Source organism: Arthrobacter sp. 05L417 (genome assembly GCF_056397865.1).
The window spans coordinates 46,942-60,750 of record NZ_JBFTOG010000040.1 but is presented as its reverse complement, the minus strand read 5'-3'; the positions used below and the strand labels follow the sequence as shown (position 1 = coordinate 60,750).

General features: G+C 62.9%; 13 protein-coding genes. 4 read left to right on the top strand and 9 right to left on the bottom strand.

Annotation, left to right across the window (positions count from 1 at the left end):
* Window positions 1–21: 21 nt before the first annotated feature.
* The 7 genes from AC1DJW_RS22135 to AC1DJW_RS22105 all read right to left on the bottom strand — a co-directional run bounded on the left by AC1DJW_RS22135 (window position 22) and on the right by AC1DJW_RS22105 (window position 6,774).
* Window positions 22–1,818 carry a peptidoglycan D,D-transpeptidase FtsI family protein gene (locus AC1DJW_RS22135; RefSeq protein WP_284751762.1) on the bottom strand — a complete coding sequence of 599 codons (1,797 nt, stop codon included), beginning with the start codon at window positions 1,816–1,818 and terminating at the stop codon, window positions 22–24.
* Window positions 1,819–1,873: 55 nt separating this feature from the next.
* On the bottom strand, window positions 1,874–2,539 hold the full coding sequence (gene ftsL / locus AC1DJW_RS22130) for a cell division protein FtsL (RefSeq protein WP_284751761.1): 666 nt from the start codon (window positions 2,537–2,539) through the stop codon (window positions 1,874–1,876).
* Entirely contained in the window at window positions 2,536–3,534 is a 999-nt protein-coding gene (gene rsmH / locus AC1DJW_RS22125; protein ID WP_476902522.1) for a 16S rRNA (cytosine(1402)-N(4))-methyltransferase RsmH, read from the bottom strand. The genes ftsL and rsmH overlap by 4 nt, the downstream gene beginning before the upstream one ends.
* Window positions 3,535–3,712: 178 nt before the next feature.
* On the bottom strand, window positions 3,713–4,144 hold the full coding sequence (gene mraZ / locus AC1DJW_RS22120) for a division/cell wall cluster transcriptional repressor MraZ (RefSeq protein WP_059389147.1): 432 nt from the start codon (window positions 4,142–4,144) through the stop codon (window positions 3,713–3,715).
* A 381-nt stretch (window positions 4,145–4,525) separates the two neighbouring features.
* Window positions 4,526–4,888: a DUF3040 domain-containing protein gene (locus AC1DJW_RS22115; RefSeq protein WP_284751759.1), complete on the bottom strand. Its 363-nt coding sequence runs from the start codon at window positions 4,886–4,888 to the stop codon at window positions 4,526–4,528.
* A gap of 234 nt (window positions 4,889–5,122) precedes the next feature.
* Window positions 5,123–6,325, bottom strand: a complete 1,203-nt coding sequence (gene dinB, locus AC1DJW_RS22110; protein ID WP_284751793.1) for a DNA polymerase IV — start codon at window positions 6,323–6,325, stop codon at window positions 5,123–5,125.
* Between the two features lie 182 nt (window positions 6,326–6,507).
* Window positions 6,508–6,774: a hypothetical protein gene (locus tag AC1DJW_RS22105; RefSeq protein ID WP_350225127.1), complete on the bottom strand. Its 267-nt coding sequence runs from the start codon at window positions 6,772–6,774 to the stop codon at window positions 6,508–6,510.
* Here AC1DJW_RS22105 and AC1DJW_RS22100 point away from each other — a divergent pair.
* Window positions 6,752–7,024, top strand: a complete 273-nt coding sequence (locus AC1DJW_RS22100; RefSeq protein WP_350225126.1) for a hypothetical protein — start codon at window positions 6,752–6,754, stop codon at window positions 7,022–7,024. The two genes, AC1DJW_RS22105 and AC1DJW_RS22100, sit on opposite strands and share 23 nt — an antisense overlap.
* A gap of 89 nt (window positions 7,025–7,113) precedes the next feature.
* Window positions 7,114–8,112 carry a polyprenyl synthetase family protein gene (locus AC1DJW_RS22095; RefSeq protein WP_459342861.1) on the top strand — a complete coding sequence of 333 codons (999 nt, stop codon included), beginning with the start codon at window positions 7,114–7,116 and terminating at the stop codon, window positions 8,110–8,112.
* A 48-nt stretch (window positions 8,113–8,160) separates the two neighbouring features.
* On the opposite strand, the gene AC1DJW_RS22090 is transcribed toward AC1DJW_RS22095, so the two are convergent.
* On the bottom strand, window positions 8,161–8,514 hold the full coding sequence (locus tag AC1DJW_RS22090) for an Rv2175c family DNA-binding protein (protein WP_028266705.1): 354 nt from the start codon (window positions 8,512–8,514) through the stop codon (window positions 8,161–8,163).
* A 224-nt stretch (window positions 8,515–8,738) separates the two neighbouring features.
* On the opposite strand from AC1DJW_RS22090, the gene AC1DJW_RS22085 reads away from it, so the two are divergent.
* Together AC1DJW_RS22085 and pknB are read left to right on the top strand one after the other, a co-directional pair.
* On the top strand, window positions 8,739–10,109 hold the full coding sequence (locus AC1DJW_RS22085) for a LysM peptidoglycan-binding domain-containing protein (protein ID WP_390282152.1): 1,371 nt from the start codon (window positions 8,739–8,741) through the stop codon (window positions 10,107–10,109).
* Window positions 10,110–10,182: 73 nt separating this feature from the next.
* A complete protein-coding gene (gene pknB, locus AC1DJW_RS22080) occupies window positions 10,183–12,273 on the top strand; it encodes a Stk1 family PASTA domain-containing Ser/Thr kinase (RefSeq protein WP_476902521.1) in 2,091 nt (696 codons plus the stop codon).
* 88 nt (window positions 12,274–12,361) lie between these two features.
* Here pknB and AC1DJW_RS22075 read toward each other — a convergent pair whose 3' ends face one another.
* On the bottom strand, window positions 12,362–13,789 hold the full coding sequence (locus AC1DJW_RS22075) for a class II 3-deoxy-7-phosphoheptulonate synthase (RefSeq protein ID WP_390282154.1): 1,428 nt from the start codon (window positions 13,787–13,789) through the stop codon (window positions 12,362–12,364).
* Window positions 13,790–13,809: the final 20 nt, after the last annotated feature.

Here is a 13,809-nt window from a genome sequence, read left to right as displayed (position 1 = left end):
GGACTACTTGCCGTACTGGCCCTATTTGGCGTACTGGGGGAACCGCGCCGGAGTGCCGGTGGACGGCGGGACGTTGTAGGTGCGCAGGACCTGGCCCATGACCGAGCGGAATATCGGCCCCTGGGTGATGCCGTAAATGCTGCCCTTGGGCCGCTGGAGGACTACCTCTACGATGAAGCGCGGATTCTCCATGGGCGCCATACCCACAATGGACGCGGTGTAGCCATCGAAGCCAGGTAGCCCGTCTTCACGGGGTGCCTGGGAGGTGCCCGTCTTGGCGCCCACGCGGTATCCATCGATGGCGGCATCTTTCACTTCGCCCATGGTGACGTTGCTCTCCAGGATGTCCCGGACCTGTTGGGCCGTTTCCTTGGAAACGACTTGGCGGGAATCCTTGGCAGGCACTTTGTTCTCGACCCCGTCGGCTCCGACGTAACCGTCAATCAGCCGCGGTTGCAGCATCACGCCGTCGTTGGCCACGCTTTGGTAGGCCCGGACGGTCTGCAGCGTGGACTGGGAAACACCTTGGCCGAACAGTACGGTGTACTGCTGGCGGTCATCCCATTGATCGGGCTTGGCCAGGATGCCTGAGGTTTCAGCAGGGAGGCCGATGTCCGGAGCTTCGCCGATACCGAAGCGGGTGAGGTAGTCATAACGCTGTTGCTTGCTCAGGCGGCTGCCGATCATCACGGTACCCGTGTTCATCGAATAGCCAAGGATGCCGGCAAGGGTCCTCTGCTCGGTTCCATGGTCGAACGCATCGGTGAACGTCTGACCGTCGATGGTCAAAGCAGGTGGAATGGTGACCGTGTCCAGCGGGCTGGACTTTCCTTCATTGATCGCAGCGGACGCGGTGATCATCTTCTCGACCGAACCAGGCTCATAGGCGGCCGTCACGGACCGCACGCCGCGGTCCGCGGCCGCTACCTTGCCGGGGTCGTTGGGATCCGGGGCGTTCGTGTCCGCCATCGCAATGAGGTTCCCGGTCTTGATGTCCTCGACGACGATTGATCCCCACTCGGCATTGAGCTGGTTGACCTGGGTCTGGATGGCCTGCTGCGCAAAGTACTGGATGTCCGTGTTCAGGGTCAGCTTGACGTCCTGGCCGTTCACGGCAGGTGTCAGCAGGTCGGTCGCCACGGGAATGCGAAGGCCATCGGCGCCGATCTCAAAGACGCGCTTGCCATCTTTGCCGCGCAGGAGATCGTCCTGGGTCTGCTCAAGGCCGGCCTGGCCTGTGGTGCCGTCCTTGAGGAAGCCAATGACTCCCCCGGCGACGCTTCCATTGGGATAGACCCGCTTGCTGACGCCTTCCGACACCACACCAGGGATGTGCAGTTGGGATATCCGGTCTTCGACGTCCGGCTTCACTTCCTTGGCCACTATGTTGTACTTCTTCACGCCGGTCACGGCCTGCGTGACCTGCCCGACGTCCATCCCCAGCGCACTGGCAAGCTCTGATATCCCCTGGGACCTGGAGATCGTGTCTATGGCCTGGGTCTGGGAGTTGAAACGGGGAAACTGATCAGTGTTTGTGTTGACCGTCTGGTCCACCACAATGTTGTAACGGATCACGCTGCTGGCGAGCACCGTGCCGTTCGAGTCAAGGATCTTGCCGCGTTCGGCAGGCAGGATGGTGGTTGTCAGCCGGTTGTTGTAGGCAGCCTCGGCCAGGCCTCCGACGTCAAGCCCTTGCACCAGGAACAACTTGCCCCCTACCACCAACAGCAGCGCCAACATGATCGCGAGGCCGATGCGCAGGCGCTTCTTCGCCGCCGGCGTTCTCTTGTTCTTCGATTTGCCGGTTTTCTGCACCACGTCGATTCCTTGCTGCTTGCCTTGCTGTTTACCCTGAAATCAGGTCGGCTGAACGCTACTGCCCCGGTACCTTCTGCTGTGGAGCGGGGACCGAACCACCATGGAGATCCACAACCGGCGCCTTGGGTGCCGCCGGAACCGCGGGCGCTTGCGGTTTAGCCGGTGTGGAGTCGGCGGTCCCGTTGGGTTTGCGGCTGTCCAGCGAATCATTCTTGGCAGGGGCAGGAGGTACGACGCTCGACTGGCCTGCAACCGCAGGAGCAGCAATGACGGCACCGGGATTCTGTCCCTTGGTTGCCGGCGTGGCTTTTCCTGTGACCGTCAGGTTGTCCAGGTCGATCTGGCCCGTGGCAGTGGAAGCTACCATTCCCAATTCTGCGGCCTTGGCGGCCAGATTCTGGGGAGCTTGGTAGTTCTGGACCTGCTGTGTCAGATCCTGGTTCTGCTTGTTCAGGGATGCAGCGTCGTTCCTGAGCTTGACGAGGTCGTACTGGGCCGTGGAAACGGAGATGTTGAGGACCAGGACAGTCAACAAGGCGGCTGCCAGCACGCCGAAGCAGAAGACGACGAACGGAGTCCGTCGTCTTCCTGGAACACTCTGCACGAGCGAGAGCGGCGTCCGCGCCTTGCGGGGCGCGTCGCGCTCCGGTCCCCGGGCGGGCAGGGCACGCGCGGTGTTGCCCACTGTGGTCGGCAGGATCTTCGCGGCAGCGGTGCTCATGCTGTTCTCCTCGCTTTGATGCGTTCCACGGCCCGCAGGCGGACAGATGCCGCACGCGGGTTTTCGGCGATTTCTTCGGGTGTCGGCACTTCCGTGCCTTTGGTCAAGGTCTTGAATTCCGGCTTGTGTTCCTCCAGCTCCACCGGGAAGCCGAGCGGCGCCGATGACTTGGAGCGGGACTGGAAGACGGACTTGACGATTTTGTCTTCGAGGGAGTGGTACGACATCACCACTACCCGTCCCCCCATTGCCGAGGCCGAGAGAGCGGCAGGCACTGCCCTCTCAAGGACGTCGAGTTCCTCGTTGACTTCAATCCGCAAGGCCTGGAAAGTCCGCTTTGCCGGATGCCCGCCGGACTTTGCAGCCGCCGCAGGAACAACGCCGCGGATCTGCTCGACGAGTTCACCGGTGGTGGCAAACGGCTTGGCGGCCCTCGCCGTGACGATGCGGTTTGCGATCCTGCCGGCAAACTTCTCTTCGCCCCACTTGCGGATAATCCGCACCAGGTCTTCTTCGGAATAGTTGTTGACTACGTCAGCGGCAGTCTGGCCGCGGCTGGTGTCCATCCGCATGTCCAGTGGAGCGTCGTAGGAGTAGGCAAAACCGCGCTCCCGCTCGTCCAGTTGAAGGGAAGACACGCCCAGGTCCATGAGGATCCCGTGCACCTCGGGGATACCAAGGTCCGCGAGGACATCTTCTATCTCGTCATAGACGGCATGTACGAGGTCCGTGCGGGCAGAGAACGGTTGCAGGCGCGCTCCGGCGAGGGCGAGTGCCTCTTCATCCCGGTCTATCCCGACAAGGTGCAGATCGGGGAACCGTTGCAGCATCGCTTCGGAGTGGCCGCCCATTCCCAACGTGGCGTCGATGACGACGGGGGTTTCGCCACGGCTGCGGGCCGCCTCAAAACCTGGTGCCAACAAATTGATGCACCGGTCCTTCAGGACCGGTACATGTCGCTCCGAGGTTGGTTTTGGCGCGTCTTGCTCCTCCATGCGGCCTCCTCAGAGCTGATTGTTCGTCGGTCAGTCGGGCGGGTCGCTTCTTGAGCCGGATCCCCATCCGCGCCTATCGCAGCGTCTGCCTGGCTCCGGGGAAGGTGAGCCAGGAAAACAATGTGATGGGCGGCTGGAGATCCCGTCCAAGAAGCATTGATGCTTCCTGTCCCGGTTTCTAAATGAACCCGGGAAGGTTGTCGTCGTCGGTCTCCGAGAAGGCGGCTTCCTTCTCGGCCAGGTACTCATCCCAAGCCTGGGCATCCCAGATCTCAGCACGGGTTCCGGCGCCGATGACCGCCAATTCCCGCTCAAGACCTGCGTAGCTCCGGAGCGCCGGCGGAATCGTCACGCGCCCCTGCTTGTCAGGTACCTCGTCAGAGGCTCCGGACAGGAAAACCCGGATGTAGTCACGTGACTGCTTGGAGGAAATGGGGGCCTCCCGCATGGACTCGTGAATACGTTCGAATTCCCGCTGGCTGAAGACGTAGATGCAACGCTCCTGGCCCCTTGTGAGCACCAAGCCGTCAGCAAGTTCCTCGCGGAACTTGGCGGGAAGGATGATCCGGCCCTTTTCGTCCAGACGGGGAGAATGCGTGCCAAGAAACACTGGCCCACCGCCCCCATCCGTAAAGGTGCCCGTACCTGCCCCACGCCGCCACTACCCTCTTACTCGCTCCACTTTACTCCACAAGCCCCCACAGTCAACGCAATCCGGCGTGTTTCCGCCCCACTTTCGAATGCGGCAGCCTGAAAACACGTGGATCTCAAGGGTGGTTGGCGGTGGAGGAGACTTTGCGGCGGCGCTGCGGGGATGCGCACGACGGCGGCCCTGAGTCGTGCCCGCAGGCTCGCGAGGTGCGGCGAACGTGGCGTTAAATGCGAAAAGACCCGATATTCGGGTCTTTTCGCAATCAGGCCAGAGCCGGGTGGTGCAATGTGGAGGACTCGGCATCCACGTGGAGGACGAGCCCCTCAATGGAGCGCTCAGCTACTCCTCGCCGCGGCGACGCTCGTCCCAGCGTTCCTCGAGGTTGCTCATGAATGAGTTCCTTGCCTTGCCCGGCTTGGCGCTCTTCGACTTGCCGCCGACTGCCCTTCTCAGGGTGGCGAAGTAAACGCCGGCGCCCATGACGATGAAGCCCAGCACGCCAAGGAAGATGTTCTGCAAGGACACACCTACCAACAACAAGAGAATCCCGGCGATAGTGCCTAGAACGCCAATAACGATGTGCCTGGTCGACCATGAGCGAATGGGGTCAGAGCCCATTGAATTGGCAAACTTTGGATCGTCCTCATGCAGTTGCTTCTCGAGTTGCTCGAGGAGCTTCTGTTCGTGCTCCGAGAGGGGCATCGCGACCTCCTTTAGTCGGCCAGCGTCTGGATACGCCGCGGCCGTTGCCTCTTGTTCCTTGAACGGACGAACCCAAAAAAGGGTTCCCGAAGACCGTGTCTTGTGAACACGGTCTCACGGAACAGACGCAACATGGCAATTTATCCAGACGGTCTAAATCTGTGTATCTCTAGGATAGTTTGTTGGCCGCTGTTCTGAAAGACACTCCGGAGGCGCGCGAGCGCACTTCGACGCCTAGGGAGAGCCCTGCCCATCGGGCTCCGCATGCGGCTCCAGAAGCGTTGCCGGAAGGACAGTCTTGCTGCCGAATCGCTCGGTGACTCGGTCAAGCGCCTGCTCGGCGGCCCGCCAGTTGTCGTCCCTGCGATCCAGGCTTAACTGCAGCGAGGCATGCTCGGCCGGCTCAAGCTGCTCGGCGCGGACTCCCACAAGCCGCACGCTCATCGGCCGCTCCCCCAAGGACGCCAGCAACTGGCTCGCCACCTGATAGATCAGCTGGGCGCTGTCCACCGGCGTATGCATTGTCTTGCTGCGGCTGATTGTCGAAAAATCCGCATAGCGCAGCTTCAGCGCGATGGTCCGGGCTACCATTCCGGCTGTCCGCAGCCGTGAAGCGGTTCGGTGGGAGAGCCTCAGCAACTCGCGGTGCAGGAGCGCGTCATCCGGAGTGTCAACTGCGAACGTTTCCTCGGAGCCAATGCTCTTTTCGAGGCGGGTAGGCGTGACCGGCCGCGGATCCAGGCCCAGCGACAATCGGTGGACGTGCTCGCCCGAAGCTCCAAGGACCTTTTTCAAGGAAGAAAGCGGAGTGGCCGCAACATCAGCGACGGTACGGATCCCCAGCCTGGCGAGGACATCGGCGGTCTTGGCCCCGACTCCCCACAAGGCGTTCACGGGCAGGCTGTGCAAGTAGGCTACGGTCTGCCCCGCCTCAATCAGGAGCAGTCCGTCGGGTTTGCAGCGTGTAGAAGCTATTTTGGCAACGAACTTGTTGGCGGCTATCCCCACGGACGCAGTGATTCCCAGCTCGGACGCAACGCGGCTCCGGATCAAATGGCCGATCTGGAGAGGCGGACCAAGCCTCCTGATCGCGCCGCCGACGTCCAGGAAAGCCTCGTCGACGCTCAACGGCTCCACGAGGTCCGTTATCGATTCGAATATTCCCATCAGCTGCCGGGACACCTCGTAATAAAGGGTGTGGCGGGGCTCGATGATGATCGCGTTGGGGCACATCCGCATGGCGTTGGCCATGGGCATGGCAGACTTCACGCCCAACGCGCGCGCTTCGTAGGATGCGGACAGCACAACTGAGCGATCCACCGGAAACCCCACAATGACGGGCTTCCCCTTGAGTTCAGGCCGCGTGCGCAGTTCCACGGAGACAAAGAAGGCATCCATGTCTACGTGGAGGATGCTGGTTCGCCTCAGTTCCCGCAGGGCAGCGGGATCCGGGGCGAATTCTTGTCCGGGGCCCCGCCCGTTGTCCTCTGCTTGTGGTCTCACAAGGAAATCCTATGCCGCGGCACTGGTTACGGGAGGCCGCATCCGGCGTCCTAAACTGGAGGCAGCATCCGGCGTCGTCCCCAGGAGGAAATCCCTGTGAAGCTCTTTGGAAAGCCTCAACCCGTCAGCCTGGCCCTGTTGGCCACGGGCGTCGCGTTGACCATCTCGGCTTGCGGGTCGTCCCCTGCAAGCACGGCATCCCAAGGCGCGGGGCCAACATCGTCGTCCGGGGCGGTCACTGCCTCGGCGAGTCCGGCGCCGGCTGCCACTTCCACGGGGGCCGCAGGAGCTTCGGCGGCGGTCGGCGCCCTGGTTCCGGGATTCCCGCAGCAATTGATTCCGTTGATGCCCAAGGCAGCGGTGGAATCCAGCAGTTTCGACAAGAACTCCTCCCCGGCGTCGGTGGCCCTGGTCGGCACCATTGCGTCTCCGGTCGACGCAGTCGTGGCCTTTTATACTTCCGCGCTCACGGCGCAGGGCTTTAAGGAAGTTCCCGGAAACACCGTGGGAAGTATCAAATCAAAGGATTTCCTCCGTGGCGACAATGAAACGGTGAATATCTCAGTGGTGGAAACGGCAGGCAAATCCACGTTCACCATCGGTGCCAACGTGGCCGCCGGGTCAATCAAGTGACCGCGGATAGCCTCGGTTCGGAACAGAGCCGTTTTGTGGCCGATGTCGCCGCCAAACTTAGCGGCTTCCTTGGGGCGCAACAAGAAACCATGGCCACCATCTCTCCCGATGTCGCTCCCCTCATGGGCTCAATCACGAGCCTTGTGACAGGCGGAAAACGGCTCCGGGCCTTGATGTGCTACTGGGGATGGAGAGGTGCCGGAGGTGAGTCCGCACATCCCGACATCATCACTGCGGGCTGCGCTTTGGAACTTTTTCAGGCTGCAGCCCTGATTCACGATGACATCATCGACCGCTCTGATACGCGGCGCGGCGGTCCCAGCGTCCACAAGAGGTTCAGCCAGCTCCATGAGGGCGAAGGATGGGCCCTCGACAGCGAGCGCTTCGGGCACGCGGCCGCCATCCTGACCGGAGACCTGTGCCTGTCCTTCAGTGAAGAGGCGTTCACGGAGATTGGTGGCAGGGCCGCCTCCGGCACCCGTGCGCGGCGGATCTTCAACCTGATGCGCGCCGAAGTCATGGCCGGTCAATACCTGGACATCCTGGAGGAAGTCGCAGGTCCGGTGCGGGACCGCGCAGGTGCCGTCCACCGCGCCCAGTCCATCATCCGTTTCAAATCGGCGAAGTACTCGACTGAACACCCCTTGGCTCTTGGGGGCGCATTGGCTGGGGGCAGCGAAGAGCTTCTGCGAGGCTATTCCGCCTTCGCGTTGCCGCTTGGTGAAGCATTCCAGCTACGCGACGACGTCCTGGGAGTGTTCGGAGACCCCGGGACTACAGGAAAGCCCGCGGGGGATGACCTCCGCGAGGGCAAGCGCACCGTGCTGGTGGGCTTCGCGATCAACCAGGCCGGAGCTGCTGATTCGAGCTACATCGATACCATGCTCGGAAGGCAGGACCTTGGTGAGGCCGAGGTTGCCGAGATCAGGCGGATCATCGTGGATTGCGGCGCCCTCGAAGCCACGGAATCAATGATCGAGGAGCTCAGTAACGAGGCTTTCGAGGCCCTGGATCGCCTCCCCCTGGCCGAACTTCCGCTTACCGCACTCAGGCAGTTGGCCGAAGCCGCAGTCAGCCGGGCAGCGTGAACCCCCCCCCCCCCCCCCCCCCACCACTGTATTTAAGGCAGGAGTCCCTCACCAGGCAAGCGATTGAGCCCTGCGTCGGATTTCAGTCTTGCGCCCTTCACGCAGCGCGTCGACTGGGCGGCCACGCAGTGACTCATCCGGAGTGAAAAGCCACGCAATGAGCTCCTCATCCGTGTACCCGGCATCGCCGAGCACTGCAATGGTGCCCTTCAGGCTATCCACCACATGACCGTCCTGGATAAAGAGGGCAGGAATCGAACGGATGTTGCGTTCGCCCACTCTCACAGCCACCACTGCACGCTCATCCAGAAGACCGTGGACCTTGGTGATTGAAACGTTCAGCAGCTCTGCCACATCGGGCAGCGGCAGCCAATCGGAAACGAGGCTTTCTACATTACTCACGGATCAAGATTGCCACGCCCGCGCGCTTTGCGCCTAGCCAGACGGACGGTAGGGGCGGAATTTGTGTCCCCGAATTGCCCGGGAATCGAATGCGCCGGGATTTCTTGTGCGGAATCGAAAAATGTGAGAGATTCACATTGATCACATTTGCATCACTACTCACTTTAGTAACACTGGCAACAGCGGCATTCCCGACGTCCGCTGCTGAGATGAGGATTGCTCCCATGACGACGCCCCGCTCGCCCAAGAAGACAACGAGCATGCCCGTAATTGCGGCCACCACAGCGGCTCTGCCCGCCGTCATGCTCTCTTCATTGGCGCTCGCCCAACCGGCAACCGCGCTTCCAGCAGTACAGACCCAGAAGATCCCTGCATCACTTGCCGCTGCCATGCGGGCCCAGGCCTCGGCCGTGTCTGCAAACGTCATTCCCGCGTCCGCGGTTGCCGCGACCATTCCGGCTGCCCTGCAGCCTATGGCACCTGCGGTCCCGGCCACCTACACCATCGTCCGGGGCGATACCATCAGCGGCATCGCGGCCCGCTACGGGCTGAACACCAACACCGTACTGAAGCTCAACGGGCTCTCGGGCAACACCATCATCTACCCGGGACAGCAGATCAAGTTGACCGGTTCTGCAAGCGCCCCAAGTGCGCCTGCACCCGCGCCGGCACCCGCAGCAAGCCCGGCAACCACCCCGGCGCCGTCGTCGGCTTCCAGCTACACAGTCGTCCCCGGGGATACTCTGAGCGGCATTGCCGCCCGCCACGGTGTGGCGCTGTCCGACGTCTTCAGCTGGAACGGCCTTAACGGCCGGTCCATCATCTATCCGGGACAGAAAATCAAGGTCGGCCCGGGAACGAACGCACCGGCCCCTTCAGCACCGGCACCAGCGGCCCCTGCGCCGGCGGCACCAGCACTTGCCGGCACCGGCTCGTACACCATCAAGTCGGGTGACACTTTGGGCGGCATCGCGTCGCGCGTTGGCGTCTCCCTCTCATCGCTGTTGTCGGCCAACAAGCTGTCCATGAGCACCATCATCTACCCGGGGCAGAAGCTCGCCATCCCGGGCGCTCCTGCAGCCCCGGCTCCGGCTCCCGTCAGCACTCCCCTGGTTCCGAGCACATTCCTCGGCTACACCTACCCGGATGCGGTAGTCAGTTCCGCCAACGCGAACAAGGCCCTGCTCAATGCTTCCCCCGTTCCCAGCGTCGCCCAGATGAAGGGGATCGTGGCCGATACCGCTCGTCGGATGGGCGTGGACCCGTCATTGGCCCTGGCATTCGCCTACCAGGAATCCGGTTTCAACCAGCGTGCAGTCTCTCCGGCCAACGCCATCGGCACGATGCAGGTGATTCCGTCCTCGGGAGAATGGGCTTCCCAACTGGTGGGACGCAAGCTCAACATCCTGGACCCGTATGACAATGTGACCGCCGGCGTCGCCATCATCCGGGCCCTCGTCAACACCAGCAAAGACTTGAACACGGCCATCGCAGGCTACTACCAGGGCCAGTACTCGGTGAGCAAGCACGGCATGTACGACGACACGAAGGCCTACGTCGCCTCGATCTTGGCCCTGAAGAAGAGCTTCAGCTAAATCAAGCCGCTCAACACGGGCCCGGATCGCATGGCGATTCGGGCCCGAGTTTTTGCTCAACTAGGATCGTAGGGTGCAGGAACAAGTTTCGGACCATCTCCTTGGATCCCTCGTGGACGGGCGCTACCTGGTGCGATCGCGCCTTGCAGGCGGCGGAATGTCAACCGTCTATCTCGCCACCGACGAGCGGCTCGACCGCGACGTGGCGCTCAAAGTGCTGCATCCGCACTTGGCCAATGACCAAAATTTCCTCGACCGCTTGCAGCGTGAGGCCCGGGCCGCGGCCAGCCTTTCCCACCCGCATGTCGTTGGAGTCCTCGACCAGGGACAAGACGGCCACATTGCGTACATCGTCATGGAGTACATCAAGGGCCACACTCTGCGCGACGTCCTCAACGAGAAGGCCGCGCTTCCGCCCCGGCTGGCCTTTGCACTGATCGACCCCGTCATCGAAGGGCTCGCAGCCGCCCATGCGGCAGGGCTGATTCACCGCGACGTAAAACCGGAGAACGTCCTGATCGCCGACGACGGCCGCATCAAGGTGGGCGATTTCGGCCTGGCCCGGGCGGTCACTGCGACAACCAGCACCGGTGCCCTGATCGGCACGGTCGCATATTTGGCTCCCGAACTGGTCCTCGGGAAGCCCGCCGACGCCCGGAGCGACATCTATTCGACCGGCATCATGCTTTACGAGATGCTGACCGGCGGGCAACCCTATGCGGGCGAGGTTCCCATCCAGGTCGCCTACCAGCACGTCAACGCGGCCGTAGCTCCGCCGTCGCTCGCTGTGCCCGGACTTGCCGCGGACGTGGACGAACTCGTCCAGTGGTGCACCGCGAAGGAACCCGAAGAGCGTCCTGTGGACGGTTCTGCACTTTTGTCGGAACTTCGGCATATCCGCACAACCTTGAGCGACGCTCAACTGGACATCGACCCGCCCGCCGCCAAGGCTGCGGGGCCGGAAGGGCAACAAGAAGCGGCCGGGGCCACCGCGGTAGTCGTCCCTTTCCCTGCTGGACGCACGGAGCCCCTGGAGCGCATCGGACGCCCGACGGAGATCATCTCGAACCAGCGCAATCCAACCACAGTGCTTCCACCGGCGGGATTCTCCGCCGGCGCCGCGGCTTTCGACATCCAGGTGCCACCGGACCGGGAACCCCTGGATCCGGCGGAAGCCCCGCCCAGCAAACGCGACATCAAGCGCATGGAGCGCCAGGAAGAAAAGGACCGCGCCCGGGCGGCGGCTACGCCGTCGCGCTCTTTGCGGGAAGGCAATCCACGCCGTCGGGCAGTGATCTGGACCATTGTGGTCATTGTGCTGGCGATCCTGGCCACAGCGGCGGGCTGGTTCTTCGGCATGGGACCCGGCTCGCCCGGAACCATACCGGACACCAAGAACAAGACGGTTGCGGAGGCACAGCAACTGTTGAGAACCGCAGGATTCCAATCCGAGCCGAAAGACGTGTACGACGACGAAGTCACGGCGGGGTTGGCAGTTGGAACAGAGCCCGCATCCGGCCAGGTAGTCCGGAAGTTCCAAGCGGTGTCGCTCTTCGTCTCGAAGGGTCCGCAGTTGTTTCCGCTTGCCGCGATGACCGGCCTGACACTCGACCAGGCAAAAAATGCCCTTGGCGTGGCCGGGATGGCCCTCGGCAAAGTCACCGAACAGTATGACGACAAAGTGCCTTCGGGCACGGTCATCTCCCAGTCCCCGGCCCAGGACACCGCAGTCCGTCACGGCACTCCGGTGGCATTGGTGGTTTCCAAGGGACCGCAGCCCCTCCCCGTACCGGATGTCCGGGGCATGACCCAGCAAGCCGCCGTCAAAGCGATCAGCGATGCCGGATTGACCGCCAAAATTGCGCCGGAACCCGTCAACGACAAGAAGGTCCCCGCGGGAGCCGTTGTCAGCCAGACTCCTGCCAACGGCACCCTGGTCCGCGGCGACTCCGTCACCTTGACCCTGTCCAAGGGGCCGAAGATGGTGCACGTCCCGAACTTCATCGGCAAGCAGGCCGATGCCGCACGCAAAGCCTTGGAGTCGCTCGGATTCGAGGTCAAGATCAACAACATCCTGGGTGGCTTCTTCGGCACTGTCCGGGACCAGAACCCCGTGGACAGCGATGCGCCGGAGGGCTCCGTCGTCACACTGACCGTCGTGTAGGACGTGCCCATACAGGAAAGGCGATCCGGAACATCCCGGATCGCCTTTCCTGTATGCCAGCTTGCTGCTGGACTGCCCTTGGTGGGCGTTACCGCTTGGTGAGGGCTCCAGCCACCAGGAATGCCATCTCGAGGGATTGCATGTGGTTCAGGCGGGGATCGCACACGGACTCGTAGCGGTCCAGGAAGGCGTCCTGGTCAATGGGATCGGCGCCGCCGAGGCATTCCGCTACGTCGTCGCCGGTCATCTCCATGTGCAGTCCACCGGGTACCGTGCCCAGGGCGTGGTGGACTTCGAAGAACCCGCGGACTTCGTCCACGACGTCGTCGAAGTTGCGGGTCTTGTACCCGTTGGGTGAGGTGACAGTGTTCCCGTGCATGGGGTCCGTGACCCAGAGGACCTGTGCGCCGGAGGCCGTGACCTTCTCGACGACGGCGGGCAGCTTCTCGCGGATGTTCTTCGAACCCATCCGGGTGATGAAGGTGAGGCGGCCGGGCTCGCGGTTCGGGTCCAGCTTGTCAATGAGCCGCAGCGCGTCGTCTCCGGAGGTGCCGGGACCAAGCTTGACGCCGATCGGATTGCGGACGCGGGACAGGAAGTCCACATGCGCATGGTCGAGCTCACGGGTGCGTTCACCGATCCAGAGGAAGTGCCCGGAAGTGTCGTAGGGAAGTCCCGTGCGGGAGTCGATGCGCGTCAGGGCACGCTCGTAGTCCAGCAGCAATGCCTCGTGGCTCGCGAAGAACTCCACGCGCTTGAGGGCTTCGAAATCGGCGCCGCAGGACGCCATGAACTTGATGGCGCGGTCGATGTCCCTCGCCAAGGACTCGTAGCGGGCATGGGCGGGGTTTTCGGTAAAGCCCTTGTTCCAGAGGTGCACCAGGCGAAGATCGGCGAAGCCGCCCTGCGTGAAGGCGCGGATGAGGTTCAGCGTGGAAGCCGAGGTGTGGTAGGCCTTCAGCATGCGGCTGGCGTCGTGGGCGCGGGACTCCGGGGTGAAATCGTAGCCGTTGACGATGTCGCCGCGGTACGCAGGCAAGGTCACGCCGTCGCGGGTTTCCTCGTTCGAGGACCGGGGCTTGGCGAACTGGCCGGCCATGCGGCCCATCTTGATGACGGGCATGGCCGCACCATAGGTGAGGACAACGGCCATCTGCAGGATGGTGCGGACCCGGGCACTGATCTTGTCGGCCGTGGCGTCTTCGAACGTCTCGGCGCAGTCGCCGCCCTGAAGCAGGAATGCCTTGCCCTGGGCTGCGGCGGCCAAACGCTCGCGCAAGATGTCGACTTCGCCCGCGAAGACCAGCGGGGGAAGTACGGAGAGTTCCTTGACGGAGGCGTCGAAGACGCCCCTGTCGGTCCAAGTAGGTTGCTGCGAGATAGGCAGCTGGCGCCAATCGTCCAAGCCGGGATAGTTTGCCGCGCCACTTTGCGCGGTGCTGGTCAGCGGGCTGCCCAGGGAACTGGTCAGGGGGCCGGTCACGGACGGTGCGGGGTTCGCGGATAGCTCAGTCACTCTCCAAGACTAGTTGCCTC